The 26,595-nt window shown below is 69.6% G+C and carries 21 protein-coding genes; 8 read left to right on the top strand and 13 right to left on the bottom strand.

Features of this window, described 5'->3' with window-relative positions:
- Together folB and folP are read right to left on the bottom strand one after the other, a co-directional pair.
- The coding region (gene folB, locus RIV12_RS06770) for a dihydroneopterin aldolase (RefSeq protein ID WP_309322918.1) at nt 1-429 on the bottom strand (429 nt) is incomplete at its 3' end.
- Nucleotides 426-1,313 (bottom strand): dihydropteroate synthase, encoded by an 888-nt coding sequence (gene folP / locus RIV12_RS06775; protein ID WP_309322919.1) that lies wholly within the window; start codon nt 1,311-1,313, stop codon nt 426-428. The genes folP and folB, both read right to left, overlap by 4 nt.
- 511 nt (nt 1,314-1,824) lie before the next feature.
- Here folP and RIV12_RS06780 point away from each other — a divergent pair.
- Together RIV12_RS06780 and RIV12_RS06785 are read left to right on the top strand one after the other, a co-directional pair.
- Nucleotides 1,825-2,598, top strand: a complete 774-nt coding sequence (locus RIV12_RS06780; RefSeq protein WP_309322960.1) for an ABC transporter ATP-binding protein — start codon at nt 1,825-1,827, stop codon at nt 2,596-2,598.
- A complete protein-coding gene (locus RIV12_RS06785; RefSeq protein WP_309322920.1) occupies nt 2,598-5,084 on the top strand; it encodes an FtsX-like permease family protein in 2,487 nt (828 codons plus the stop codon). The genes RIV12_RS06780 and RIV12_RS06785 overlap by 1 nt, the downstream gene beginning before the upstream one ends.
- A gap of 41 nt (nt 5,085-5,125) precedes the next feature.
- Here the strand turns inward: RIV12_RS06785 and RIV12_RS06790 are convergent, their stop codons facing one another.
- Nucleotides 5,126-5,800 (bottom strand): response regulator, encoded by a 675-nt coding sequence (locus RIV12_RS06790; RefSeq protein WP_075418132.1) that lies wholly within the window; start codon nt 5,798-5,800, stop codon nt 5,126-5,128.
- A gap of 68 nt (nt 5,801-5,868) precedes the next feature.
- Between RIV12_RS06790 and RIV12_RS06795 the strand changes: the two genes are divergently transcribed.
- Nucleotides 5,869-7,074, top strand: coding sequence for a sensor histidine kinase (locus RIV12_RS06795; RefSeq protein WP_309322921.1), 1,206 nt, complete (start codon nt 5,869-5,871; stop codon nt 7,072-7,074).
- 359 nt (nt 7,075-7,433) lie between these two features.
- On the opposite strand, the gene RIV12_RS06800 is transcribed toward RIV12_RS06795, so the two are convergent.
- The 9 genes from RIV12_RS06800 to dacB all read right to left on the bottom strand — a co-directional run bounded on the left by RIV12_RS06800 (nt 7,434) and on the right by dacB (nt 16,502).
- Nucleotides 7,434-7,757, bottom strand: a complete 324-nt coding sequence (locus tag RIV12_RS06800; RefSeq protein ID WP_060956739.1) for a DMT family transporter — start codon at nt 7,755-7,757, stop codon at nt 7,434-7,436.
- Nucleotides 7,754-8,107: a DMT family transporter gene (locus RIV12_RS06805; protein ID WP_309322961.1), complete on the bottom strand. Its 354-nt coding sequence runs from the start codon at nt 8,105-8,107 to the stop codon at nt 7,754-7,756. Before RIV12_RS06805 ends, RIV12_RS06800 begins: the two co-directional genes overlap by 4 nt.
- A gap of 116 nt (nt 8,108-8,223) precedes the next feature.
- Complete coding sequence (locus tag RIV12_RS06810) at nt 8,224-8,634, bottom strand: YvaD family protein (protein WP_075418128.1); 411 nt, start codon at nt 8,632-8,634, stop codon at nt 8,224-8,226.
- Between the two features lie 49 nt (nt 8,635-8,683).
- Nucleotides 8,684-9,256: a GTP cyclohydrolase I FolE gene (folE, locus tag RIV12_RS06815; protein WP_309322922.1), complete on the bottom strand. Its 573-nt coding sequence runs from the start codon at nt 9,254-9,256 to the stop codon at nt 8,684-8,686.
- A 51-nt stretch (nt 9,257-9,307) separates the two neighbouring features.
- The gene (gene ftsH / locus RIV12_RS06820; protein ID WP_309322923.1) at nt 9,308-11,374 is read right to left on the bottom strand and encodes an ATP-dependent zinc metalloprotease FtsH; all 2,067 of its coding nucleotides are present in this window, start codon (nt 11,372-11,374) and stop codon (nt 9,308-9,310) included.
- Between the two features lie 237 nt (nt 11,375-11,611).
- Entirely contained in the window at nt 11,612-12,940 is a 1,329-nt protein-coding gene (locus RIV12_RS06825) for a hypothetical protein (protein WP_309322924.1), read from the bottom strand.
- Nucleotides 12,941-13,155: 215 nt separating this feature from the next.
- Nucleotides 13,156-13,710: a hypoxanthine phosphoribosyltransferase gene (gene hpt / locus RIV12_RS06830; protein ID WP_003789094.1), complete on the bottom strand. Its 555-nt coding sequence runs from the start codon at nt 13,708-13,710 to the stop codon at nt 13,156-13,158.
- 113 nt (nt 13,711-13,823) lie between these two features.
- Nucleotides 13,824-15,029, bottom strand: a complete 1,206-nt coding sequence (locus RIV12_RS06835; RefSeq protein ID WP_309322925.1) for a zinc-dependent metalloprotease — start codon at nt 15,027-15,029, stop codon at nt 13,824-13,826.
- A gap of 81 nt (nt 15,030-15,110) precedes the next feature.
- Nucleotides 15,111-16,502, bottom strand: coding sequence for a D-alanyl-D-alanine carboxypeptidase/D-alanyl-D-alanine endopeptidase (dacB, locus tag RIV12_RS06840; RefSeq protein WP_075418124.1), 1,392 nt, complete (start codon nt 16,500-16,502; stop codon nt 15,111-15,113).
- A gap of 236 nt (nt 16,503-16,738) precedes the next feature.
- On the opposite strand from dacB, the gene RIV12_RS06845 reads away from it, so the two are divergent.
- On the top strand, nt 16,739-17,239 hold the full coding sequence (locus tag RIV12_RS06845) for an inorganic diphosphatase (RefSeq protein ID WP_010614423.1): 501 nt from the start codon (nt 16,739-16,741) through the stop codon (nt 17,237-17,239).
- A 237-nt stretch (nt 17,240-17,476) separates the two neighbouring features.
- On the opposite strand, the gene RIV12_RS06850 is transcribed toward RIV12_RS06845, so the two are convergent.
- The gene (locus RIV12_RS06850; protein WP_309322926.1) at nt 17,477-18,892 is read right to left on the bottom strand and encodes a C40 family peptidase; all 1,416 of its coding nucleotides are present in this window, start codon (nt 18,890-18,892) and stop codon (nt 17,477-17,479) included.
- A gap of 816 nt (nt 18,893-19,708) precedes the next feature.
- Here RIV12_RS06850 and RIV12_RS06855 point away from each other — a divergent pair.
- The 4 genes from RIV12_RS06855 to RIV12_RS06870 all read left to right on the top strand — a co-directional run bounded on the left by RIV12_RS06855 (nt 19,709) and on the right by RIV12_RS06870 (nt 26,513).
- The gene (locus RIV12_RS06855) at nt 19,709-21,133 is read left to right on the top strand and encodes an O-acetylhomoserine aminocarboxypropyltransferase/cysteine synthase family protein (protein WP_309322927.1); all 1,425 of its coding nucleotides are present in this window, start codon (nt 19,709-19,711) and stop codon (nt 21,131-21,133) included.
- Between the two features lie 11 nt (nt 21,134-21,144).
- The gene (gene metX / locus RIV12_RS06860) at nt 21,145-22,368 is read left to right on the top strand and encodes a homoserine O-acetyltransferase MetX (protein WP_309322928.1); all 1,224 of its coding nucleotides are present in this window, start codon (nt 21,145-21,147) and stop codon (nt 22,366-22,368) included.
- A 185-nt stretch (nt 22,369-22,553) separates the two neighbouring features.
- A complete protein-coding gene (locus RIV12_RS06865) occupies nt 22,554-23,258 on the top strand; it encodes a hypothetical protein (protein ID WP_309322929.1) in 705 nt (234 codons plus the stop codon).
- 549 nt (nt 23,259-23,807) lie between these two features.
- Entirely contained in the window at nt 23,808-26,513 is a 2,706-nt protein-coding gene (locus tag RIV12_RS06870; protein ID WP_309322930.1) for an exo-alpha-sialidase, read from the top strand.
- Nucleotides 26,514-26,595: the final 82 nt, after the last annotated feature.

The following is a 26,595-nucleotide window of genomic DNA, read 5'->3' on the forward strand; positions in this document are numbered from 1 at the left end:
CTGGCTGGTGGCGGGGGCCCCGCCGTGGCCGGCTGCGGCGTCGGCCACCCGGTGGATGGTCACTGAGACGTCCTCGAAGGCGACATCGAGGGGGGCCTGGGGCTTGTGCACGGTGACCTCGGCGGCCACGACGCGGGGGAAGGACAGGACCCGCTCGGCGATCCGGTCCGCCAGGGACTCGATGAGGTTGACCGGCTCCCCCTCAATGATGCTCACGATGCCGTTGGCCACGCGGGAGTAGTCAACGGCGTCGGTCACCGAGTCGGTGACGGCGGCCACGGCGGTGCCGCGCTGCCCCAGGTCGAGGATGACGTCGACCGTGAAGAGCTGGCCCTCCTCGCGTTCGAAGGGCAGGACGCCGTGGTGCCCACGGGCGGACAGGCCGATGAGGCTGATCCGGTCGGTGGTCGCGGAGACGGTGGTGCTCACTGGTGTTCCTTCCAGAGGGAGGCGGTGCGGACGGCGGCCCGGTTGGCCGGGACCTCGTGGACTCTGACGGCCCAGGCGCCTGCGGCGGCGGCCAGGGCGGTGGTGGCGGCGGTGACGGCGTCGCGCTGGACGGGGGTGGCCTCGGCCTCGGCGGCCTGGGCGAGGAAGCGCTTGCGGGAGGCCCCGACGAGGAGCGGCCGGTCGAGGTCGGCGATGAGGCGGGAGGTGGCCGCCAGCAGCTCCCAGGACTGGGCGTGGGTCTTGGCGAAGCCGAGACCGGGGTCCAGGACCACCTGGGAGCGGTCGACCCCGGCGGCGTCCAACTCGGCCAGGCGCTCGCGCAGCTCGGCCTCGACTCCGGCGACGACGCCTCCCGGGTAGTCGGTGAGCCGGTCCATGGTCTCGGGGTCGCCGCGCCAGTGCTGGCAGACGTAGACAACGCCGGTGCGGGCGATGAGGGCGTGCATGGCCGGGTCGGCCAGGCCCCCGGAGACGTCGTTGATGATGTGGGCGCCGGCGTCGATGGCGGCCTCGGCGGTGGCGGCGTGGATGGTGTCCACCGAGATGATGGCGCTGCCGGCAGCGTCGGTCCCGCCGGCCCCGTCGGCGAGGAGCGCGCGCACCACGGGCAGAACCCTGGTGATCTCGGTGTCGACGTCGACCCTCTGGGCGCCGGGACGGGTGGATTCCCCGCCGACGTCGATGATGTCGGCGCCCTGGGCGATGAGCTCGCGGGCGTGGGCGACGGCCGCCTCGGGGTCGACCCAGCGGCCGCCGTCGGAGAAGGAGTCGGGAGTGACGTTGAGGACGCCCATGAGGAGCGTCCGGTCGCGGGGCACGAACCCCGGCAGGGGGGCCGGGGCGGCGGCGGGAAGAATCGTCACAGGGTCAGGCTAACGGTTGGCCCGCCGCTGCGGGAGGACCGAAACATCTTCAGCCCACCACAAACTGAGAGCCGGGACACGATCCGGCGGGGCCAGGGCACCCCACATCGACCAAAACTTCATAGAAGACGCGGAGCCGTGTCGTCTATGAAGTTTTGGTCGAAGTGAGTGGGGGTCACGGCTGGAAGTGACTGGGTCCGCCACTGGCAGGCAGCAGCGGACCTCCCTCGAAAGGCGGAGACGCCGCCGCAGTCCGTCCCTTCGACGCATTCCGGCTCGATGGCGCCATTTCTAGGCTTTTTCGCGTCACCAGGGCAGTCCCGGGCATCGCATGACAAGCGACCGGCTCCGCCCACCACACGAGCCAGCCACCGAGAAGGGCCATGAGATGACACACCCGCCCCAACCGCCGTCCTCCGGCCGCACCATCAGTCCCACGCCGGTCCCCCAGGCGACGTCGGCCGCCCCGGGGGCGCCGACGGCGCCTACCACTCCTGCTGCAACCGCACCGATGCGGGTCGTCGAGGCCCGCGGTCTGACCAAGGTCTACGGCGAGGGCGAGGCCCGTGTCGTCGCCCTGGACTCAGCGAGCCTGGTGGTGGGACGCGGCGAGTTCGTGGCCATCATGGGCCCCTCCGGCTCAGGCAAGTCCACTCTCCTGCACTGCCTGGCCGGCCTGGACACCCCCACCTCCGGGAGTGTTCTCATCGCCGGCCAGGACCTGTCCGGCATGAAGGACAAGCAGCTCACCGCCGTACGCCGCGACCGCCTCGGCTTCATCTTCCAGTCCTTCAACCTCCTGCCCACCTTGAGCGCTGAGGAGAACATCCTCCTACCCCAGCGCCTGGCCCACCGCAAGCCGCAGCGGGACTGGTACGACGCCGTCATCTCCACCCTGGGCATCGGCGACCGCCTGTCCCACCGCCCCCACGAGCTCTCCGGCGGCCAGCAGCAGCGCGTGGCCGTGGCCCGCGCCCTCGTGGGCCGCCCCGAGGTCGTCTTCGCCGATGAGCCCACCGGGGCGCTGGACACCGCCTCGGCCGCCGCCCTGCTGGAGACCCTGGCCGGCATGTGCGAGCGCCTGGGTCAGACGGTCGTCATTGTCACCCACGACGAGCAGGCAGCCGCCACCACCAACCGCATCATCCGCCTGCGCGACGGGCGCATCACCGGGGTCGAGGCCGTACGCCGGCCAGCCGGTACCCGCGTGGCCGAGTCCAGTGCGCGTCACGCCGCCGGCCCCTCCCCCGCTGCCGGCCCTGCGCCCCGGATGGAGGCCCGCTGATGCCCTCGCTCCTCGACCTGCGGCGAACCGTCTCCGCCCTCGTGGCCGTGGCCATGAGCGCCGCCCTCATTGCCTTCGCCTTCATCATCTCCGACTCCGCCCGCACCCAGATGGAGACCGGCGCGCGCCTGTCCGTGGGGGACGCGAGCGTCGTCGTGCAGGAAGGCCGTAGAGCCAACAGTGAGGAAGGCGCTCTGGACGACTCCCTCATCAAGAAGATCTCCGCCCTCGACGGGGTCGCCTCCGTGCGGGGCCGCCACTGGGACGTCCTCGCCCTCGACCTGCCCAAGCAGCTGCGCAATGCCACCCACATCGCCGTCAGCGCTCAGGACGTTCCGACCCTCAGCCGGTTCACCACCCTGAGCAGCGGCCGCCTGCCCACCGCCTCCGGCGAGGTCGCCATCAGCACGATGCTGGCCGAGCAGCAGGGCCTCAGCGTCGGCAACACGATCCGCCTCACCACGAACGACGCCGATGACAATGCCGACGCTCCGCACAGCACACCCACGGTCGTCGGCATCGTCTCCCCCGGTCCCGACACCGAGGTGGAGGGAATTGGAGCGGTCTACGCCACCACCGCGCAGCTCCAGGCGATGGGCGCCAACACCAACTACCACCAGCTCTACGTCACCGCGAAGCCGGGAACCGACACCGCCGCCTTGACGTCCACGGTGGAGCAGACGGCCCACGCCGTCCAGCCCCACGCCTTCGTTCAGGACAGGGAGACCGTCATCTCCCAGCGCTCCGAGAACCAGCAGGGCGGCACGATGATCGCCAGCATCCTCAACGTCCTGGCACCGGTGTGCGCGATGGTCGCCATCATCGTCATCGCCACCACCTTCAGCACCCTCGTAACGCGCCAGACGCGCACGATCGGGCTCATGCGCTGCATCGGCACCACCCGCCGTCAGGTGATGCTCGCCGTCCTGCGCACCGGGCTCATCACCGGCCTGCTCGGGTCCGTCCTGGGCACGGCCGCGGGAACCGGGATCGCCGCGGCCGTCATCTCCTCGGGGCGCTTCGCGGACCTCAAGGCCGATCAACTGACCATCTCACCGGCGTCGCTGGCCCTGACCATCGCCCTGGGCACGCTGGTCACCCTCATCGCGGTCCTGCGCCCGGCCCGCAAGGCCACCCGCATCTCCCCGCTCGTGGCTCTCACCGGGCAGGTGGCCAGCGTCAAGCAGGCCGGCCGCGCCAGGGTGTGGGCGGCCGTCGCCGGGGTCCTCGTCGCCGGCGCCGGCGCGGCCGTGATCGCCCTCGGCATTCAGATCTCCGACATCTACGTCACCGCCGGCGGCAGCGCCGTCGTCGTCCTCGGAGCGGTCCTCGGTCTGCCGGCTCTGGTGACCGCCATCATCGGCCTCATCGGCCGAGTCAGCAGCAGTACTCGATTCCCCGTGCTGCACCTGGCCACACGCAACCTGGCCCGTAACTCCGGACGCTCCGCCGCAGCCGCCGCCACGCTCTTCATCTGCGTCCTGGTGGGCTCGGGGCTCTTCGTGGGCCTGTCCTCCCTGAACGCCTCCTTCGAGAGCATCCTCGGCCACAGCTCCCCCGTGGACGCCAGGATCTTCGGGGTCACGCCGCAGACCGATACCACGCACCTGACGCAGCAGATCAAGGCGGTCGACGGCGTCAAGGACGTCACCTACGTCCCAACGCTCGAGCTGACTCAGACCGTCGACGGACAGACCAAGAACATCGTCGTCGACGTCATCGACACCAAGGCCATCGTCCCCATGGTGCGCACGACGAGCGGCCTGGAGGACCTTGATGACGGCACCCTCATTGTGGGCGAGCTCTACGACATTCCGGATGGTTCCAAGGTGACCCTGACCGGCGCCGCCGGCAACGTTGAGCTGACGGCCCGCGTTCGCGAGGGCTGGGGCGGTGTCATCACCCCGGCGACGGCGCAGCGCCTCAACGGGGACGCCCCCACCGACACCACCATGTGGGTGCGTTCCACCGGCAGCACCATGACACCGGCCACCGAGCACGCCCTCCATGCCGCGGTCCGGGGCCAGGAGCTCATGGTGAGCGGGAGCGCCGCCGGTGTCGAGCTGATGTCGGCCCAGATCATGAAGGTGGCCCTCATCGTCTGCCTGGTTCTGGGTGCCGCTTTGGTCATCGCCCTGTCCGGGCTGGCCAACATCACGGATGTCTCGGTCCTGGAGCGGGTACGCGAGATCGGGGTGCTGCGCGCCACCGGCAGCTCACACCAGGAGATCCGCCGCCTCATCACCACCGAGGGGATCCTCGTGGCGGCCGTGGGTGGGGGCCTGGGGCTCCTCGTCGGGACGGCGCTGGGTGTCTCCGAAACGCTCGCGATGGCCAAGTCCGCCGAGGGTATGACGGTGCACGTCCCCTCCCTCGGACTGCTCGCCCTGTTCGCCGTGACGCTGGCCGTGGGCCTAGCGGCCTCGGTGCGCCCGGCCGGCCGGGCCGCCTCGGTGCCGCCGGTCAGGGCCCTGTCCGAGGAGTGAGATCGGCGATGAGGGCTGCTCCAGTGACCGGGACGAGGGTCTCAGGCCCCCTGGGTCTTGTGGACGGCGACGACGAGCTTGAGTCGGGACGGGACGTCGTACTTCTTCATGAGGTGGGAGACGTGGGTCTTGACCGTGGACTCGGCGACGACGAGCTGCTCGGCGATCTCAGCATTGGAGTAGCCCTCGCACAGAAGGGTGAGGACCGCCTGCTCGGCCTCGGTGACGTCGGGGGCCTGGGCCGTCTGCGGGGAGCGCAGGTGGCGGGTGACGAGCCGAGAGGTGGCGGCCGGGGAGATCGTGGTCCCGCCTGCGCTGGCGGCGATGACGGCGCGGATGATCTCCTCGGGCGAGGCGTCCTTGAGCAGGAAGCCGTTGGCGTGCTGTGCGAGCGCAGCCACCATCGCCTCGTCGTCGTCGAAGGATGTCAGCACGACGACGGCCGTGCGGGGCCACTGGCGGCGCACCCGGGTGAGCAGCTCCAGGCCGTCCATCTCGGGCATGCGCACGTCGGTGAGCAGGACGTCCACGCGGATCTTGTGGAGGAAGGCCAGGGCGTCGGCGGCGCGGGAGAAGGTGCTGGTCACCTCGATGCGCTCGTCGGAGCTGAGGTAGGTCCGCAGCGCCTGCAGGACGAAGGGGTCGTCGTCGACGATGGCGACGCGCAGGACCTGTGAGGGGGCAGCCGGGCCATCAGTCACGTTGGGAACCGTCATGGACGGATATTATCCGGATCGACTCAGGGGAGGGTGGTGAGACGGTGCCCGCTGTTGCGGCGAATCTGATGCAGCCCACGCGGTACACGACGTGGCGGCCGACGTGGCGGCTGCACCTGGCGCACGCCTTCCTGGCCGCGATGGTCACTCTCTTCTCGATCGCAATGACCTGGCCGCTGTCCTCCATCACGGTCCTCTTCGAGGTCGCCGGGGGCCTGGCGCTGGCGCTGTGCAGCCGATTCCCGTGGCCCGGGGCTGTGCTGGGTGCTGCGGTGACCTGGGCCAGCATCGTGATGCTGATCGAGGTTCCCTTTTCTCCGGGCATCATCCCTTGGCTGTGCACAGCGATCCTCGTGGCCCGAGGCTTCTCGCGTATGCCCGCCTACAGCCTGGTGGTCTTCTCGCTGGTGATTGTGATCGCCGACGTCCAGTGGGGCGGAGCAAGCACGAGTTGGTTCTCGCTGTTGCAGGTCTCGCTCCTCGCCGGGGGAGGGGCGATCACTCTGGCCGAGCTCATCCGCAGCCCGCGAGACCAGGCCGAGCGCTCCCTGCACACCTACCGCGAGAGCATGGAGCGCCAGCGCCTCCTGGTGGTCACCGAGCTGCACGACACCGTGGTGCGCGACCTGACTCACGCGGTGATGACAGCAGAGCAGGCCCGGCTCGCGCACCCCGCGGACACGGCGCTGGCGCCCGAGCTGGACGCGATGACGACGGCGGTGCGCGCGGCGGTGGAGCAGATGCGGCACGCGCTGCGCGCCATGAGCGACATCCGTGGGGGCGAGCGGCTGGATATCGAGGCGACCTCCGCGCCGCGCCCCCTGGAGGCGGTCATCGCCGACGCCGCAGCCATCCTGGGGCAGAGGGGGGCTCGCCTGGAGGTCGAGGGCCTGGAGCTGCTCGGGATTCCGATGATCCCACCGGGCGTGCGCCTCCAGCTGCTGCGGGTGCTGGGCGAGCTGGTGTCGAACATGTCCAAGTACACCGCTCCGCAGGGTCGGGCGCGGCTGGTCATCGAGTCCGACGGGCGATCCCTGGAGGCGATGGCGAGCAACGATGTCAGTCTGCCGGGGCAGGCCGGCGACGTATGGGCAGGGGCGCTGGGGAGCGGTGTGCCGGCCTGGGGTGCCTTCTCCTCGGGCCTGGGCCTGGAGGGGGCGCGGCGCCGCGTGGAGGCCCTGGGCGGCAGCCTGAGCGTGAGTCAGGGCGAGGGCCGCTGGACCACCATCTTCTCCGTCCCCCTCCAACCCATGTCCCCAGTACCTACCGACTGAGGCACCTGCGGGGACGTTCCGCGCGGCCAGGTGCGGGTGGTGCCCAGTGGGGACACGTCACGCGTCCGGGGACGCACATCCTGTCCCCGGACGCGCGGACTGCACCCGTCGATGTCGAATGTCCCCGGCCAGGAGAGCCTTCTGCCCACGCCGCGTCCCTCACGAGGGCAGGTCGGCCAGTCCAGCCGCGGAGGAAGTGAGCGGGATCGTGTCCAAATCGGAGACAAAGGCTCGGAGCGGACCCACGCTGACGAAAGAAAACCGCATGATTCCGCGGTTCATATGGACGGCCAAGGAGCGCTGGCGATCCTTTGTCACCGATTTGGACATTCTGAACCGCGGTCACCTCCGTTGCGTTGTCAGTGCGCGCTACCGAGCTCGACGAGGAGCACCCCGGCCATGATGAGCGCAATGCCGGCCACCATGGTGCGGGTCAGCGGCTCACCGAAGAGGAGCCGTGAGGCGATTGCTGTGACAGCCACTCCCCCGGCCGACCAGATCCCGTAGGCAACACCGAGCGCCATCCCCTCCTTGAGGGCCAGGGTCAACAGGGCGAAGGCCCCCAGGTAGCCGGCCATGACGAGGCCGTACCATCGCAGTCCTCTCCCGTCGGAGGCGAGCTTGAGCGAGAGTGTGCCGGTGGTCTCGGAGGCGATGGCTGCCACCAGGTAGAGACCGCTCATGACGCCTCGCCGTCCTTGTCCTGCGTGCCTGCGCGCTGCGCCCCGACCTCCACGAGGAGCACCCCGGCCATGATGAGCGCAATGCCGAGGGCGACAAGCACCGTCATCGGCTCACCGAAAACAAGCATCGACAGCACCGCGGTCAGCGCCACTCCCAGGGCACCCCAGAGCCCGTAGGCGACACCGAGCGGCATGCCCGCCTTGAGCGTCAGCGACAGGAGGATGAAGGCCAACGCGTACCCGATCCCAACCATGACGTAGAAGCCCGGATGGTTCAAGGCCTGGCGCAGGGCGAGGGTCGCCGACACCTCGGAGACGATGGCGCCTCCGAGCGCCGGCCAGGCGCACACGCCGCGGCCCGTCGCCCCCGCGCGATCCTTCAGCGCACCGAGCACGGTCGGGCCTGTGGGTGCGACTGCGCGGCACGCGCTCCCCCACGTCGACGGGCAGAGCACGTCCCTGACCGTCACGCCCGGTTCTCCGCGGTCTCGAGCCGCCGGCAGACCATGGAGCCGAAAGCCAGTGCCGGGACGATCATGAGCAGGGCGTTGGGCCCCCACCACAGCGGGTCGAAGTCACGGTAGAAGGCCCAGAAGGAGATCGCCATGAACCCGGCGCAGAAGGTGAGCATGAGCCCGACCGTCAGCACCAGGTCCCCGATCCTGCTGCCCACGCGCGTCAGGTGGGCGCCGAGGAAGACGGTCAGTGCGGCTGCCACGTCGAGAGGGAAGAAGGACCAGTTCCAGGCCTGGATGACCTGGTTGGAGTAATCCTTGAAACGCAGGTGCTCGGGAATGAGGTTGAGGAAGACAGCCGCCCAGTAGAGCAGCAGCCCGGCATCGACGGCCACCAGCAGCCTCTTGTACGTGGGACTCATCGCCCCACTATTTCACCGGTCCTCTCCGGTGTCGAGGCCTCCTGAGCGTTCAGGACCGCCGGCCCAGGACCAGGCTCATGGCCTCGGAGCGGGTGGCGGCGTTGCGCATGATGCCGCGCACGGCGGAGGTGACCGTGTTGGAGCCGGGCTTGCGCACGCCCCGCATGGACATGCACAGGTGCTCGGCCTCAACGACGACGAGCACGCCACGGCACTGCAGGCGCTCGACGAGGGCGTCAGCGATCTGCCGGGTGAGCCGCTCCTGGACCTGGGGTCGCCGGGCGTAGCCGTCCACGAGGCGCGCCACCTTGGACAGGCCGGTGACGCGCCCGTCCTCGCTGGGGATGTAACCCACGTGCGCCGACCCGTGGAAGGGCAGCAGGTGGTGCTCGCACACCGAGTACATGGGGATGTCACGCACGAGGACCATCTCCTCGTGCCCGACGTCGAAGACCCGCTCGACGTGCTCAGCCGGGTCCTGGTCGAGGCCGGCGAACATCTCCGCGTAGGCGCGCGCCATGCGCTCAGGGGTGTCACGCAGCCCGTCGCGCTCGGGGTCCTCCCCGATGGCGACGAGCAGGTCGCGCACCGCCCGCCGCACGCCCTCGGCGTCATAGCTCATGGTCAGCCTCTGCTTCTCCGCGCCTGCCGGGCCCACCGGGCCCGGGCCGACTCAATGGTTGTAGCCCCAGAAGTCGTCGCTACCGTGGGAGTCGCCGGACTCACCGCCAGGGGCGGAGGCGGCCTCGACGACGGGCAGCGACTCGTCGCTGCGCCACAGGGGCCGCTCGGGCTGCTTGACGACGCCCTCGAAGATCCTCTCCAGGTCCTTCTCCAGGAGCGTCTCGCGGGTGAGGAGCTCCTCGGCCAGCTCATCGAGCACGGTGCGGTTGCGGGTGAGGATCTCCCAGGCCTCCCGGTGGGCGGTATCCAGCAGGCTGCGGACCTCGGCGTCGACGGTGGCGGCGACCTCCTCGGAGAAGTCACGGCTGGTGGCGTTGAGCCCCAGGACCGTCTCGCTCTCGGTGGTGCCGAGCTTGACGGCGCCGACCGCACTGGTCATGCCGTAGTCGGTGACCATCTTGCGGGCCGTGGCGGTGGCCTTCTCGATGTCGTTGGAGGCACCGGTGGTGGGATCGCGGAAGATGATCTCCTCGGCGGCCCGCCCACCCATGGCGTAGACGAGCTGGTCGAGCAGCTCGTTGCGGGTGGTGGAGTACTTGTCGTCCTGGGGCATGACCTGCGTGTAGCCCAGGGCACGCCCGCGCGGCAGGATCGTCACCTTGGTGACCGGGTCGGAGTAGGCGCCGGCGGCCGCGCACAGGGCGTGACCGGCCTCGTGGTAGGCGGTGACGCGCTTCTCGTGGTCGCGCATGACGCGGGTGCGCTTCTGCGGGCCGGCAATGACGCGGTCGATGGCCTCGTCCAGAGCCCGGTTGTCGATGAGGTGGGCGTTGGAGCGGGCAGTGAGCAGGGCGGCCTCGTTGAGGACGTTGGCCAGGTCCGCGCCGGTGAAGCCGGGGGTCCGCTTGGCCACGAGGTCGAGGTCGACGTCGTCGGTCAAGGGCTTGCCCTTGGCGTGGACCTTGAGGATGGCGGCGCGACCGGCCATGTCGGGGGCCTCGACGCTGACCTGCCGGTCGAAGCGGCCCGGGCGCAGGAGGGCCGGGTCCAGGACGTCGGGGCGGTTGGTGGCGGCGATGAGGATGACGTTGGTGTTGGCGTCGAAGCCGTCCATCTCGACGAGGAGCTGGTTGAGGGTCTGTTCGCGCTCGTCGTGCCCGCCGCCGGTGCCGGAGCCGCGGTGGCGGCCGACGGCGTCGATCTCGTCGACGAAGATGATGGCGGGGGCGTTCTCCTTGGCCTGGTCGAACAGGTCGCGCACACGCGAGGCGCCCACACCGACGAACATCTCGACGAACTCGGAGGCCGCCATGGAGAAGAAGGGCACGCCGGCCTCACCGGCGACAGCCTTGGCCAGGAGGGTCTTACCGGTTCCGGGCGGGCCGTAGAGGAGGACGCCCTTGGGGATCTTGGCGCCGACGGCGCGGAACTTCTCCGGCTCGGAGAGGAACTCGCGGATCTCCTCGAGCTCCTCGACGGCCTCGTCCTCGCCGGCGACGTCGGCGAAGGTGACGTCGGGCATCTCCTTGGAGCCGACTTTCGCCTTGGAGCGACCGAAGCCCATGGCGCCGCCGCGCCCGCCGCCCATGCGACTCAGCAGCCACCACATGAAGCCGCCCAGCAGGATGGCGGGGACGAGCAGCTGAATGAGGGAGGACCACCAGCTGGTGGTGGGCACCACGGAGTTGAAGCCCTCCTTGGGGGCGGCGGCCTGCACGAGGCGGTCGACCTGCTCGGCCTGGGCGTCGGTGTAGGAGAACTCGACCTTCTTGCCCACCGGGCGGGACTCGAGCCCCTTCTTCTTGGGCTGGACATAGGTGGTGTTGAGGTCCAGCTCGACGCGCTGAGTGCCGTCGACGACGGTGATCGACTTGATCGTGTCCGGCTTGTCCCGCAGGAGCGTCAGACCATCGGAGGTGTCGATGGTGCGGTAGCCGAACATCGAGGAGAAGACGGCCCAGCCGAGGATGACGACCAGAAGGAAGGGCACCAGCCACAGGAATGGGTTGCCCAGGGTGTCGCGGAGCTTGCGGTCACGCTTGCCGCGGTCGTTCTTGCCGGCCTTGCCCGGCTTGTCCGAGTCCTTGCGGCCGGGCTCACGCCCAGAATCTTTCATCGTGCGGTAGGTCCCTTCAACATACTTGACCCTCAGACGTTAGCCGATAGCACGGCAAAGGTCCCATTGCGCTTGCTCACGTTCGCGCCGGGCGTGGCCGGGAAGATCCGGGGAAGCGGACCGATGGGAGGCTTCCTGGGCCCAGGGGACGCACCTGAAGCCCGGAGGACCGCGGCCCCCATGGTACGTGCGCGGCAGCCCTGCAGGTCTCAAGCCCGCTCAGCCCCATACCTCGCTTCAGGCACGGCGCAGACGCAGGGCGATGAGGCCGCCGGACAGCAGGATCGCCGCGACGGACAGCACGCCGATCGCCACACCGGTCACCGGCAGCCACCGCTCCCGGACGCTCCGAGCGGCGGGCCGCTCAGCAGCACTCGTGACACCCTTCGTGCCATGACTGCCGCCTGCGCCCACGACGACCTCGTTGTGGTCACCGCTGCCGGCTCCGCCCGAGGACTGCGAACCGGCGCTCGAGCCGTCCGGCACCGAGCCTCCGTTGGAGGACGGGGCGCCCGCGGCCGGCCCCTGCTGAGCCCTCTGCTGAGGCGGGGCCGACGCCGAGGCCGAGGCCTCCGGGGCCGGCGTCGCAGTGCTCCCGGCACCGGCACCGGCACCGGCACCGGCACGCTGCTGATCCGTCGGCGCGGCCGCGCCGGCCTCGGGAGCGGACCACTGCGGGCGCGCCACCAGAGCCACATCGGCCATCGTCTGCGCATCCAGGGTCTGCGCCTGGGCCGTGCCGGTCGAGGCCCGCACGACTTGGTTGTTGCCGATGTAGATGCCGACGTCGTATACGTTGGCGAACACCGTGGACTGGGAGGGAGCCGAGCCGGAATCGCCCTGCCCCTCGGGCAAGGGTTTGGAGAAGAAGACAATGTCCCCGGGGCTGATGGAGCCATCCGTGTTCAGCCACAGACGCCCCTGAGAGTTGAACCAGCCGGCCAGGTCGTCCGGCTTCCAGCTCCCAGAGAGGTCCTGCCCGACGTCGGCCCGGTAGCCGACCTGGGTGTTCTGGTCCGCCGCATACGTGGTGTGCGAGTAGTCCCAGCCGGAGAGCACCATGCCCACCAGGGCCGAGGACGTGATCGCGTAAGGGGCGGAGCCGCTGGCGTGCACGTTCGCGCCCGACAAGGGGGTGGGGCGCGACGCGTCCGACACCAGGGAACCCCCGGCGTTGACGAAGGACTGGGTCCGGGCCACCACGTCGTTGGCGGCGGCGCCGTCCGAGGCGACGGTCGGGGCGGCCGACAAGCCCTGCGGCACGGCCCACTGGCCATCGGCCAGCATGACGGACACGGCGCCCAGCGCGCCATCGGGACTGGTGCTCTCCACGTTGTAGGTCAGGCCGCCACCGTCACCGGGCGCCTCGTCACCGAGGGTGGTCAGGGTGCCGGAAGCGCCGCTGACCTGCGCCATCTCGGCCACCGTATTAAACGTGTCGTCGGCGGCCGGCTCGGCGGCCACCGGGGCCATCATGGGGATGCTCAGCGAGGACGACAGCACCACCGCGCCGACGAGGCCAACCAGCCTCGGGGCACGTCGACGCGCAGCCTTCTTCACTGTCACCAACAGTCCTTCCACGTCACCCGCCGGAAGGAGGCGTCCACCGGCGATCTATACTTGTTATCTTAACGTAACGTACGCGACTCCGACCACCTTGAAAAGGGGGCAAGTCGCAGTTCATGGGCCTCCTGATCGCCACCCGACGACGACGCTCAAGCGCCACATTCCTTTATTTTTCCGTCGTCCCCTCAGGCTTTGTCAAGGTTGACCTGGATCAGTCAGCCGCCGTAAACCTCAGGTCGCAGCGTACCGATGAACGGCAGGTTGCGGTACCGCTCGGCATAGTCCAGCCCGTAGCCAACGACGAACTCCGTAGGAATATCGAAGCCGACGTACTTGACGTCCACCTCGACCTTGGCGGCGTCGGGCTTGCGCAGCAGCGTGGCGATCTCCACCGAGGCCGCACCGCGGGAGGACAGGTTGCCCACCAGCCAGGACAGGGTCAGCCCGGAGTCGATGACGTCCTCGACGATGAGGATGTGACGGTCGGTGACGTCGGTGTCCAGGTCTTTCAGGATGCGCACCACGCCGGAGGACTTGGTGCCCGAGCCGTAGGAGGACACCGCCATCCAGTCCATCGGCGCGCTCATGTGCAGCCTGCGCGACAGGTCCGCCATGACGTAGACGGCACCCTTGAGCACACCCACGAGCAGCGGGTCGCGGCCGGCGTAGTCCGCGTCGATCTGCGCGGCCATCTCATCGAGGCGCTGCCCGATCTGCTCCTCGGTGATGAGAACCTGTTGAAGGTCCGATCCCATGTCCGTGGCGTCCATACGCCCTGCCTTCCTCATGTGTCGTCATGGCTGCGCGGGGCCACCGGGGCCGGGGAGGCCACCGGTCCGCGTCGACGCCATAAGCCTGCCACAACGGGCCCGGACCTGGCACTTCAGCTGACGCGGCGCACCCACACGTCGGGGCGGGCGAGCTCAGCCGGAGTGGGCAGCAGCTCGGGGGAGGTCCACACGGCATTGAGCCCCTCGTGCCCGATGCGGGTCACGACGCTGCGCACGAAGGCGGCGCCGTCGGCGTACTGGGCCTCCTTGGCCTCCAGCCCCATGAGCCGGTGCAGCAGGAGCGACCCCAGGCCGGGCCCGGGGCCGATGCCGCCGTCAGCCGCTCGGCTGCGCGAGAGCACGGCCCGAAGCCGGTGGACCGAGGGCATCCGGTTGGGGTGCACGTCATCCAGGACGACCTCGGCGTGCCCCTCCAGGAAGGTCAGCGCGGCCGCCAGGGAGGCGACCTCGGAGCGATCCGTGACGTTCATCAGCCCCTCGAGCACCCGTCCTCGACCGGCGCGCGCCGCAAGGCGCACCGCCCGGCCCCGCCGCGGCCGCCTCCCGCGCCCCTGTGGGCTCGCTCCGCCAGTTCCGCCGGCACTGCCGTATGCGGTCTCGACGACGGCGCCGATCACCATGCGCATGGAGTCGGACAGGTAGGGGCCGAGCCAGGGCGCGGCGGCCAGCTGGACGGCGTGCGTCATCTCATGCAGGCAGACCCAGGCGGGTAGGTCGAGCATGTCGAGGTCCATCTGGCGGCGCATGGCCAGCACGTTGGGGGCCACGAGCAGGAGGTGCGGCGCCGTCGCCTCCCCGTCTCCGCCCATTGTCACGTCACCGGCCGGTGCAGAGGCGGGCGTCGCGGCTTCGCCACCCTCGCCGATGGGGCGGGCGGAGCCGGTCCCATGGCCGTGGGGGCTGCTCGGGGCCGCGGGCACCACCTGCCCCAGGAGGCGGGTGGCGAGCAGGCTCATCGCTCCGGCGACCTCGGCGGCCCCGACGAGCTGGATCGCCTCCGAGGCCTTCGGGGCGGGCACCTGCTCCATGAGGCCGCGCAGCGCCCGGGTGGAGGCCCGCACGAGGCCGGCCCGGTCGACGACGCTCACGCGGGTGGTCTCGGCGACCTGCTGGGCCGCCCGGTTCAGGCCAGTGATCCTGGCGACCCAGGCCGGCGCCTCCTGGGCGGAGCGGCGCAGGACCGCCACCGAGCTGGCGCGAGCTGAGCGCGAGGCGCTGGGGCCCGCCGGGATGAGCGCGGTCAGGCGCTCCACCGTCCGCCAGTCGACGAGTCCCGCTGCTGTGCCCTGGGTCGTCACCGTTACGCCTTTCTCACTAAGGTCACCGGGCTGATCGAGCCCATGCCTTTCGCCGATCCTCCGGACACGCCGCCGCGTCCCTCAGGAGCAGCCGCAGGAGGCCAGGGGCGCCACGAAGTGGTTGTCGATCGCGGCTACGGCCGCCAATCCGCCGCTGGCGGGGAATCCGTTGGCCAGGACCGCGAAGGCCAGCTGGCGCCCGTCAGCGGTGGTGACGACCCCGGCCAGGGAGGAGATCTGCTCCAGTGAGCCGGTCTTGGCGCGCACCGTCCCGGCCGCGGTGGTGTCGTGCAGACGGTCTTTCAGAGTCCCGTCCAGGGCGGCGACGGGCAGATCGGCGACGAGGGTGCGTCCAGCGGGGCCGCCCTCACCGCCTGCGGCCTTGGCGAGGATCTGGGTCAGGAGCCTGGCGGGGACCTTGTTGCCCTTGGCCAGCCCGGAGGAGTCCAGGAGCGTCACCCCTGAGGTGTCGAAGCCGTCCTTGCGCAGCTGGGCGAGCACGGCCTTGGAGGCTCCGGCGAAGTCGGGGGTCTCCTTGGCCTGCACGGCCACGAGCCGACCCTCGACCTCGGTCATCGTGTTGTCGGAGGTCTTCAGCGACACGGCGAGGACGTCGGCCAGCGGGGCGGAGGAGACCGAGGCCAGCTCCCGGGCCCCTCCGGGGGCTGCGGCGCGCGTCGTCTCGCCGTCGATCGTGATGCCGGCCTCGCTCAGGTGCTTGGCGAAGGCCTGGGCGGCTTCCATGGCCGGGTCATCCGGGTAGCCCTGGTTCTGGGTGGCCGAGACATCCACCATGATCGGCTGGATCTTGGCCACGAACTGCTGGTTGCCGTCTTCCCACTTCTCGTTCCACTGGGCGCCGGTGAACAGGGTGTCGTCCAGGCGCAGGGAGACCGACGTCGTCCCCTGGGACTTGAGCTTCTCGGCGGTGGCGCGGGCGAGGTCGCCCAGGCCCGCACGGCCGGCCGTGGCGTTCGGGTTGCCCTCGTTCTCGGCCAGCAGCACGTCACCGCCGCCCACGAGGGTGAGGGTCTGTCCCTCCAGGACCGTCTTGGTCTGGAGCGTGTGGCCCGGTCCCATGGAGGACAGGGCGGCCCAGGCGGTGAGCACCTTGTTGGTGGAGGCCGGCGTCACCCCGGTGGACGCCGAGCGGTCCAGCAGCTCCTCGCCGGTGGCGACATCGATGACGGAGGCCGTCACGTTCGCACCGTTCAGGGCGGCGTCGGAGACCACGCCCTGGATGTAGCCGTTCAGGCTCGCCTTGGAGGGCACGGGAGCGCCCTGATCCAGGCCGGAGGGGGCGGTGGTCTTGGCGCTGGGACCGATCGGCGTCGGGAAGGGATGGGGGGCGACGTCGGCGTAGGCGACCGTCACCGGGCCGGGCACCAGGTCGAGAGCATCGCCCAGGCTGTAGTAGCCGCCGAAAACCAGCAGGCTCGCCGCTGTCAGGGCAGCGGTCTGGACCTTGCGCATACGTCCTCCGGACTGGGTTGTGGACAGGCTGGGATGGCCTGTATATCAGGTGGGTGGGGCGCCCAGAAGGTTACTGCCCTCCGGTGCGCCGACGTGCAGAGTACGCGTTTACCGACCTCAGGCGCTGTCGTACGCCACACTAGTGCCATCAATACCCGCCCCGCCGGATCGACGCCGACCACCAGGCACCGTTCCAGCGCCCATCGAGCTGAAGACACGAGCGAAGGAGGCTCCCCGTGGAGTTCGACGTCACGATTGAGATTCCCAAGGGCAACCGCAACAAGTACGAGATCGATCACGAGACCGGCCGGATCCGCCTGGACCGCATGCTCTTCACCTCGACGCGCTACCCCGACGACTACGGCTACATCGACGGGACCCTCGGCGAGGACGGCGATCCCCTGGACGCGCTGGTCCTGCTGGAGGAGCCGACCTTCCCCGGCTGCGTCATCCGCTGCCGCGCACTGGGCATGTTCCGCATGCGCGACGAGAAGGGCGGCGACGACAAGGTCCTGTGCGTGCCCAGCGCCGACCAGCGCGCCTCCTGGCGTACCGACATTGAGGACGTCTCGGAGTTCCACCGCCTGGAGATCCAGCACTTCTTCGAGGTCTACAAGGACCTTGAGCCCGGCAAGTCCGTCGAGGGCGCCCACTGGGTGGGCCGCGAGGAGGCCGAGGAGGAGATCCGCCAGTCCTTCCAGCGCGAGGCCGACCGCGTCGCCCGCGAGGGTCACTGACGCTAGCCGGGCGGGCGGGGCGACATACATGCTCCGGCACCGGCCCCACAGCTCGCGACTGACGAACCGCCCGCCCCGATATTCGGAGCGGGCGGGATACGTGCTCGAAGGCAGTTGACTATCTCTGCGGGTTGGCGGGAGCGGCGCGGATGGTGGCCGAGAGCGCGTGTACCGCCGGCCCCACCTTAGAGGCGCACTGCGTAGGGCGTGATGCCGGACTACCGCCCCGCCCCCGCTTTAGAGACGCACCGCGTAGGGCATGACGCCGGAGTAGCGCATGGAGGTGACGCGCACGGTCATGCCGAAGGTCGGCGCCTCGATCATCGTGTCGTCACCCAGGTAGATGGCGACGTGGTAGATGCCGGACTGACTGCCGTCGGAGGACCAGAAGACCAGGTCCCCGGGCTGGGCGGCGTCGAGCGGGACCTGGTCCCCCTCCCCGTACTGCACGCGCGAGGAGTGCGTGAGGTACACGCCGGCAGCCGCGTAGGAGACCATCGTCAGCCCGGAGCAGTCCAGGCCCGACGCCGACTCCCCGGCCCACACGTAGGGGGTGCCGATGTAGCCCATGGCCGCGCTGATGGCGGTGGAGGCGGCGTTGCCGGAGCGCGATGGTGCGGGTTCGGGGGCCGGTGCGGGCTCCGAGGACGGTGCGGGCTCGGGGGACGGTGTGGGAGCTGCCTCCTCCTCATCGACCGCTTCGGGTTCCGGCTGAGAGGTGGTGGCGGGTTCCTGGGCTGAGGCCCGGTGTCCCGGGCTGGGCTGGCTCGACTGCTCCTGCGGCGCGGGGGTCGATTCCTGGGGCTGGGCGGTGGCCTGCTCGGCCTGCTTCTGAGCGCGCTCGGCGGAGGCCTTCTCCGAGGCCGCCTTGGCGGCCGCCTGGGCGGCGGCCTCCTCGCGGGCCTTGCGCTCGGCCTCAACCTGGTTCTGGTACTTCGTCTCCAGCTCGACGGTGGTGTTGCGCTGCGCAGCCAGCTGGGTGATGAGGTTCTGGCGGTTGGTCCGGGTGGTGGCGACGGCGTTCTGGGCGTCGCCGGCAGCGGTCTCTGCGTCGGACTTGGCGGTCGCGGCGGAGGTCTTGGCGTCCTCCTTGGCCTTGACCTTCTGATCGGCGATGGCCTGCATGCTCGTGGCCACCGTCTCGAGGGCCTCGACGTTCTGGACCTTGGCGTTGTTCTTCTCGCCGGCACGGGTCAGGGCGACGTCGGCGTCAGCCAGGTCCGCCAGCGACTCGCTGGTGAGGTAGGGGGTGAGCGGGTCGAGCGGGTTGCCGCTCTCCTGGTAGGTCTGGACGACGATCGAGCCGAGGTCGGCACGGGCGGATGCGGTGCTGGAGGCGGCGGCGTCGGCGTTGGCCTGGGCGGTCTGCGCGTCCTTGGTGGCCGTGTTGAACTCATCGACGGCGGCCAGGTAGTCCTCGTTGGCGACCTGAGCCTTGATCTGAGCGTCTTCCAGGTTGCTGCTCTCCTGGGCGAGCTGGGCCTCCAGGGAGGCGATGGAGGTGGAGGTCGAGCGCTCGGAGGCCTTGGAGCGATCAATGTCGCTCTGGTCCACGGGGTCGGCCAGCACCGACGGTGCCAGGGTGCATGCCAGGGCCACGACTGCGGTGGCGACGACACCGTGTCCGTGTCGTCTTGGGGGGATCGGGATCACAGGGGTTCTCCGTCGTAATGGGGCTGAACGTGAGGATGACGCCTCACCCGGGGACTGGCGCCGGCCCACCGCCGGAATCCGTTCCGCGAGATCACGGGGGCGCGGAGTGGATGAGGGGACGAAGACGGCAGACAGCGTCAGCCCGGATGCGACAAAACCACACTAGTCGCTTTGGTCTCATCTGAAAACAAAATTCACACTATTCACAATCGTAACTTACATCCCCGTAGTTAGCGGATTGCGCTTGCGTTGACAGGACTCCGGGCCGCCGTCATAGGGCTGTGACCGATATGACATCCGACACAAATGACCGTTTGTGCAGGTCAATAAGGGTTTAAACGGCCGGCTCGTCGTTTGCGAAAGGCCCTCGAACACCGCGGCACAGCCCCTCGGCAACGGGACGCCGGACCGGAGCCGCACCCGCGTCGAGCCCTCTGTGCAGCCACATCGCGGACACGCGTTTGGACCACCCGCGGAGGAAACCGCTAAAGTCGGAGCATGTTCCGTCGTCCTGAGGCCCTTCGGCCGGACACCCCCACTACGGGGCGAATGCGCAGCTGACGCGCACGCCGCCGTCGGCCCACGTGCGCGTCCCCGCCTCACCCGCACCATCGCAGAAGTTGCAGAAAGACGGTGACGGCGGACGACTCAGCGACACGACGCCTCGCTCCCTCCAGCTGCCGGGCCGGCTCCGACGCCGGGCGCAGTGGGCTCCAAGCAGCCGTCCACACCCGCGCCGCAACCGCAGGCGCGATGCAGGCACCGCTCGTGGCACTGATATCGCCGCCGGTCACCGGGAACCACCAAGGAGTCCTCATGACCGACCAGCACCCCACCACCCCCGATCAGGCCGCCCCCCGGAGCGCCGATCCGATCCCCTCCCCCACCAGTCCGGCTGGGTGGCGCTTCGAGACCAAGCAGGTCCAGGCCGGGCACGACCCGATGTCCGAACCCGCCCACGCTCGGGCCATCCCGATCTACCAGACCTCCTCCTACGTCTTCGAGTCGGCCGAGCAGGCGGCCGCCCGCTTCGCCCTGAGCGACCTGGGCCCGATCTACACGCGCCTGACCAACCCCACCAATGACATCGTCGAGCAGCGGATCGCGGCGCTGGAGGGCGGCGTCGGGGCGCTGCTGACGTCGTCGGGGCAGGCGGCCACGACCCTCGCCCTCGTGACGCTGGGCGGGGCAGGCGACAACATCCTGGCCTCCCCCTCCCTGTACGGCGGCACCACGAACCTGCTCACCCACACCCTGCCGCGGCTGGGCATCGAGGCGCGCTTCGTGGACGACCCGGGTGACCCGGCCGCCTGGGCGGCGCTGGCCGACGAGCGCACCATCGCCTTCTTCGGGGAGACGATCCCCAACCCGCGCGGCGACATCCTCGACATCGAGGCGATCTCGGCGGCCGCGCACGAGCTGGGCATCCCGCTGGTCGTGGACAACACGTTGGCCTCGCCGTTCCTGACCCGCCCCTTCGAGTGGGGCGCCGACATCGTGGTGGCCTCGGCGACGAAGTTCCTGGGCGGGCACGGCTCGTCGGTGGCGGGCGTGATCGTGGACTCGGGCAGCTTCGACTTCGCAGCCCAGCCCGAGCGCTTCCCGGGCTTCAACACACCCGACGAGTCCTACCACGGCCTGGTCTACGCCCGGGACCTGGGGGTGGGCAGCCCGCTGGGCGCGAACCTGGCCTTCATCCTCAAGGCGCGCGCCGAGGGCCAGCGCGACCTCGGCTTCGCGCTGGCGCCGCACTCGGCCTTCCTCATCGCCCAGGGCATCGAGACGCTCTCGCTGCGCATGGAGCGGCACGTGGACAACGCCCTGGCGGTGGCCACGTGGCTCGAGGGGCGCGACGACGTCGCCTCGGTGCGTTACTCAGGGCTCACCTCAAGCCCTTACTACGAGCTGCACCGCAAGTACTGCCCACGCGGGGCGGGCTCGATCGTCACCTTCGACCTGGCCGGCGGGCGTGAGGCGGGGGCGGCCTTCATCGATGCCCTGAGTCTGTTCTCCAACTTGGCCAACATCGGGGACGTGCGCTCGCTGGCGATCCACCCGGCCACCACGACGCACTCCCAGCTCGACGACGCCGGCCTGGCCGCGGCCGGGATCAGCGCCGGGACCGTGCGCCTGAGCGTGGGGATCGAGCACATCGACGACATCCTGGCCGACCTCGAGCGAGGCCTGGCCGCGGCTCGGGCCGTCGGGGCGGGCGACGCGAGCGCGGCGGCCGGGGCCTGAGGCGGCATGCCATGAGTGCGACCACGTCCTCCTCCTACCCCGTCTCCAGCGGCAGTACCGAGACTGAGCCGGCCGCCTTCGGCGTGGGGACGGCCTCCTCCAAGCTGGTGGACCGCAAGGCCGGCTCCCCCACGGGCGCCTGGCGGCCCGGCGACGAGCCGGGGCGCCGTCGGTTCCTGGAGATCGGGGACCTGCCCCTGGAGTCCGGGGAGGTCCTGCCGAACACGGTCCTGGCCTTCGAGACCTGGGGGGAGCTGAGTCCGCAGCGCGACAACGCGGTCCTCGTACTGCATGCGCTGACCGGCGACTCCCACGTCACCGGTGAGGCGGGGCCCGGGCACCCGACGCCAGGCTGGTGGTCGGACCTGGTCGGGCCCGGGCGGGCCATCGACACCGAGCGCTACTTCGTGGTGGCGGCCAACATCCTGGGCGGCTGCCAGGGCTCGACGGGCCCGTCGTCGACGGCGCCGGACGGGCGCCCCTGGGGGTCGCGCTTCCCGTGGCTGACCACGCGCGACGCCGTCGAGGCCGAGTCGCGCCTGGCCGACGCCCTGGGGATCGAGGTCTTCCACCTGGTCATCGGGGCGTCGCTGGGCGGGCACCGGGCGATCGAGTGGGGGGTCACCCACCCGCAGCGGGTGCGCAACCTGGCGCTGGTGGCCACGGGCGCCTCGACGACCGCCGACCAGCTGGCCTGGTGTCACCTGCAGGAGCTGGCGATCGTGGCCGACCCCTTCTTCTTCGACGGCGACTACTACTCCCACTCGGTGGGGCCGGTGCGGGGGCTCGGCCTGGCGCGGGCTCTGGCACACACGACCTACCGCAGTGCCGCCGAGCTGGATGAGCGTTTCGGGCGGCGTCACCAGGGCGAGGAGGACCCGGCGGTGGGCGGGCGCTACCAGGTGGAGTCCTACCTGGACTATCACGCCGGCAAGCTGCTGGCGCGATTCGACGCCAACACCTACCTCATCGTCACCCACTCGATGATGGTGCACGACGTCGGCACGGGACGCGGCGGCATCGAGGCGGCGCTGGCGACCGTGCAGGCGCGCACGCTCGTCGTGGATGTGGACTCCGACCGGCTCTTCCTGCCCGCCCAGGCCGAGGAGCTGGCCGGGGGCATCCCCGGCGCGAGGCGCGAGACGATCAGATCCTTGCACGGGCATGACGGCTTCCTCATTGAGGCTGAGCAGATGGACACCATCCTGCGCGACTTCCTGACTGAGGCTCCCTGATATCTCAGACCGGCCACCCAAAAGGCGCCTGAAGTGCTCGGCGGGCAGCACTGCGCGTCCACCCTGATCACGACCCGAATATACCTCCACACCCAAGAGTTCCAAGTTCAGATACGTTAAACAACGAGTTTCAAGAAATTCGTACCGACTCCTGCCATCGCGGCACAACTGAGGGGGAAACGGAAGTGAAGTCAAATACAACTGCCGGAAAAACGCTTCCCTTAATTGTCGCATCACTCGCAGTTGGCCTCTCACTCACTCTCAGCGGATGCGGCGCAACCAGCAAAACCAGCGCACCAGCATCCATCACTAGTGCCGTAAAAAGTGACGTTGACGTATGCGACCTTGTGGATGCGCAGCGAATTGAAGAAGTAACCGCCTCCCAACTCACGAAATTCGCCTACGAGCACACTCCGGCCCCCGCTGACCGGCCCCACAACAAAGAGACGACTCTCCCCACTCTTCACTGCAGAATATACTTCCCCGACGATACTGCCTTCTCCAAAATTGAAATCCACTACCAGGGGCGCACCGTAGAGGACTTCGGCGAAGGCGTAGCCACCGTCCCGTTCGACCGAGCCATGCAGAACAAGGAAGTGGAGAGGATTTCTTCCAGCAATGTGGAAGGTCAGGGATTCACTTACGAGAACAACGCTTCGGGACCACTGCTCGCTTGGGGCTACCCCGACGGACATGTCCTGACAATGAGGGTCTCATATGCGGTCCGAGACGGCAAGAATACTGCCGACTTGCGTCAGAACATCCGCATGCTCACTTCCTTATTCGAACTCGTCGGTGATCGCATACCGCAGGTCGCCTCAGGACCGAAGCAGGAATTGACATTCTACCCTGAAGACTCCGACCCCCTACGCGACACAGAATCTCCCTGACCCGAGGGGCGGTGTACACAAAATGGTAGACAGCTCCAAGCCAAGCAGCACGCCCCGAGCCGTCCATTGCCTTGCCAGTGGCTCCCTGGCGGTAGGCGCCGGGAGCCGCGCCAACTGCTGCGAGCACGGGCGCTCTGCTCCCGTCCGTGGATGATCCGGGGGCGAAAGTCGCCTGCGGCAACCGTGCGGATGGTGCCGCTGACCAGGGAAACGACCCACCGCACAACGGCAGAGGCCTCTCACAGGCGTGAGCGCGGGGGCCAGTCGCTCACCCAGCCCCCGCCCCGCACTGGAGGCCGCAGCGGGACTCCGCCCAGGCGTACGACGCCGCCGGCACGGCACCGCCCCGCTTAACCCTGACCCACCGCCACTCGACACACCACATCGGGGCGCCCTAGATACCACAGAGCGAGCGACAGGCATCCTGCAACTCGCCCGACTTTGCAGAACTGAGATCTTCCGTTACCTTATCGCAAGTCATCTGACATCTGTCGTCAACATTTTTCCTGACGCAGGCAAGGCTGCCTCGCCTTTTAGAACGGAACATCTATGACATCCCACAGTCCCTTCTCCCGGAGGCGCCTGCCCGCCCTCCTGGGTTCCTTGCCGTTGGCCGCCACCGGTCTGATCGCCGCGGCGCCCCCGGTGCACGCCACCCCCACGACTGACGGCCTGGCGGACGTCACCATCACGCAGGTGAATGCCCCCGCCGACGGGCTCTACTCCGTCGGCGACGTCATGACCTTCAACATCACCCTCACCAACACCAGCGGCGAGGCCCACTCCTACGCCCCGGCCTCGACGAACCTGTCCGGGAACGTCTCCAAGTGCCGCTGGCGCAATGTCCCCGCCGGGACGACCAAGACCGACTGCTCCGGTCTGGCCACGCACACGGTGACCGCCGAGGACCTCAAGGCCGGCGGCTTCACTCCGCAGATCGCCTACGAGGTCAAGGCCGTGGAGTACGCCGGCCCGGCCCTCAGCACCCCGGAGACGATCAGCGGTGCGACGAGCCCGGTCAAGCCCACCTCGCTGCGGGTCGAGTCCTTCACGCCGTCGTCGAACCAGGAGACCTACAAGCTGGGCGACACCGTCAGCTACACGATGCGCATCCGCTCGGTGTCGGACAAGACGATCAACGTCGCCGCCACCGGCTCCTCCTTCGACGACCTGGCCCGCCAGTGCCACTGGGGCAACCTCAAGCCGGGCAACGGTGCGGTCTACAACTGCAAGCCGCTCACCCACACGATCACGCAGGCCGACGTCGACGCCGGCCGGTGGACGCCGTCGATCACCCTGACGGCGACCGGCACCGACGGCACCGCCCTCCAGACGCTCACCGCCACCGGCAACCCGATCAACGTCGTCGGCAACCACCCGCAGGCCGAGCCCGCCCCGGCGCCCGACGCGAGCACGGACCTTCCGGCCTCGATGAGCCAGGCCCAGCACCTGGCCGCCAACACGGCCACCGACAACTACCGCATCCCAGCGATCACCACCGCCCCCAACGGGGACCTGCTCGTCTCCTACGACGAGCGGCCGAAGGACAACGGCAACGGCGGCAGCGACGCCCCCAACCCGAACCACATCGTCCAGCGCCGCTCCACCGACGGCGGCAAGACCTGGTCGGCGCCCACCTACATCCACCAGGGCACGGAGACCGGCAAGAAGGTCGGATACTCCGACCCGAGCTATGTCGTCGACCACCAGACGGGCACGATCTTCAACTTCCACGTCAAGTCCTACGACCAGGGCTGGGGCGGCTCGAGCGCCGGCACCGACCCTGAGAACCGGGGCATCATCCAGGCGGAGGTGTCGACCTCCACGGACAACGGCTGGACCTGGACGCACCGCACGATCACCGCGGACATCACGAAGGACAACCCCTGGACCGCGCGTTTCGCGGCCTCGGGCCAGGGCATCCAGATTCAGCACGGCCCTCACGCCGGGCGCCTGGTGCAGCAGTACACGATCAGGACCGCCGGCGGCGCGGTGCAGGCGGTCTCGGTCTACTCCGACGACCACGGGAAGACCTGGCAGGCCGGTCAGCCGACCGGGACCGGCATGGATGAGAACAAGGTCGTTGAGCTCTCCGACGGCTCCCTCATGCTCAACTCGCGCGCCTCGGACGGCTCCGGCTTCCGCAAGGTGGCCCGGTCCACCGACGGCGGGCAGACCTGGAGCGAGCCGGTGTCCGACGAGAACCTGCCCGACTCGGTGGACAACGCCCAGATCATCCGGGCCTTCCCGAACGCCGCCCCCGACGACCCGCGCGCCAAGGTGCTGCTGCTGAGCCACTCGCCGAACCCGCGGCCGTGGTCGCGTGACCGCGGCACCATCTCAATGTCCTGCGACGACGGCGCCTCCTGGACGACCAGCAAGGTCTTCCACGAGCCCTTCGTCGGCTACACGACGATCGCGGTGCAGTCCGACGGCAGCATCGGCCTGCTCAGTGAGGACGCCAGTGAGGGAGCGAGCTACGGAGGCATCTGGTACCGCAACTTCACAATGAACTGGCTCGGCGAGCAGTGCGGCCAGAAGCAGCCGGAGCCGAGCCCGGCCCCGTCGCCGACGCCGTCGGCCGCGCCGAGTGCTGCGCCCACGCCGGCCCCTGAGCCGTCCTCTGCGCCCGAGCCGAGCGCCGCACCTGAGCCGAGCAGCGCCCCGGCGCCGGAGCCCACGATTGCCCCGAGCGCTGAGCCCACACCGGCCCCTGAGCCGTCCTCTGCGCCTGAGCCGAGCGCTGGACCGACCGCTGCGCCTGCACCGGAGACGTCATCCGCTCCGGCGACCGAGCCGACGCAGACCCCGACGGCGGAGCCTTCTGCTGAGCCCACGCAGGCACCGAGCACGCAGCCCAGTGCTGCGCCGTCGGAGAATCCGGCTCCGCAGCCGAGCTCGGCTCCCGCGCCGGGCGCGACGGGTCGGGCGCCGTCAGTGGTGACCCCGAGAGCGACCGCGGTGCCGACGCAGTCGGGGCAGCCGACGTCGAGTGCGAGCCCGGCACCGAGCCGGAACGCGGCGGCGACGTCGAAGCCGGGCATGGAGTCCGATGAGATTGATCGGCCGACTGACGGCACCATGGCACAGCCGACCGGTGGCGCCAGTGCGCCGAGCGCTTCGCCGACGCATGCGGCGAAGACCGGGCGCAGCCTGTCTCGGACGGGGGCCAACGCGCTGCTTGTCCTGGGCCTTGCGGGTGTCGCGGTTGTCGGCGGGTACCTGCTTCTGCGGGCTCGTCGCACGAAGAACTGAACACGCGATGAGCCGGCTCGACCCGGCTCTGAGCACTGACTGAGGGGTGGGGCGCCGGCGCGTCCCACCCCTCAGTGCCGTC

This window comes from Actinomyces stomatis, assembly GCF_031292835.1.
Lineage (GTDB): Bacteria > Actinomycetota > Actinomycetes > Actinomycetales > Actinomycetaceae > Actinomyces > Actinomyces stomatis.

What these genes read in the sequence shown, in the direction of transcription:
- RIV12_RS06780 (WP_309322960.1), top strand. Translation starts at nt 1,825, where the DNA reads ATGCGGGTCGTCGAGGCCCGCGGTCTGACCAAGGTCTACGGCGAGGGC.
- RIV12_RS06785 (WP_309322920.1), top strand. Translation starts at nt 2,598, where the DNA reads ATGCCCTCGCTCCTCGACCTGCGGCGAACCGTCTCCGCCCTCGTGGCC.
- RIV12_RS06790 (WP_075418132.1), bottom strand. Translation starts at nt 5,800, where the DNA reads ATGACGGTTCCCAACGTGACTGATGGCCCGGCTGCCCCCTCACAGGTC.
- RIV12_RS06795 (WP_309322921.1), top strand. Translation starts at nt 5,869, where the DNA reads ATGCAGCCCACGCGGTACACGACGTGGCGGCCGACGTGGCGGCTGCAC.
- RIV12_RS06800 (WP_060956739.1), bottom strand. Translation starts at nt 7,757, where the DNA reads ATGAGCGGTCTCTACCTGGTGGCAGCCATCGCCTCCGAGACCACCGGC.
- RIV12_RS06810 (WP_075418128.1), bottom strand. Translation starts at nt 8,634, where the DNA reads ATGAGTCCCACGTACAAGAGGCTGCTGGTGGCCGTCGATGCCGGGCTG.
- folE (WP_309322922.1), bottom strand. Translation starts at nt 9,256, where the DNA reads ATGAGCTATGACGCCGAGGGCGTGCGGCGGGCGGTGCGCGACCTGCTC.
- ftsH (WP_309322923.1), bottom strand. Translation starts at nt 11,374, where the DNA reads ATGAAAGATTCTGGGCGTGAGCCCGGCCGCAAGGACTCGGACAAGCCG.
- hpt (WP_003789094.1), bottom strand. Translation starts at nt 13,710, where the DNA reads ATGGACGCCACGGACATGGGATCGGACCTTCAACAGGTTCTCATCACC.
- dacB (WP_075418124.1), bottom strand. Translation starts at nt 16,502, where the DNA reads ATGCGCAAGGTCCAGACCGCTGCCCTGACAGCGGCGAGCCTGCTGGTT.
- RIV12_RS06855 (WP_309322927.1), top strand. Translation starts at nt 19,709, where the DNA reads ATGACCGACCAGCACCCCACCACCCCCGATCAGGCCGCCCCCCGGAGC.
- metX (WP_309322928.1), top strand. Translation starts at nt 21,145, where the DNA reads ATGAGTGCGACCACGTCCTCCTCCTACCCCGTCTCCAGCGGCAGTACC.
- RIV12_RS06870 (WP_309322930.1), top strand. Translation starts at nt 23,808, where the DNA reads ATGACATCCCACAGTCCCTTCTCCCGGAGGCGCCTGCCCGCCCTCCTG.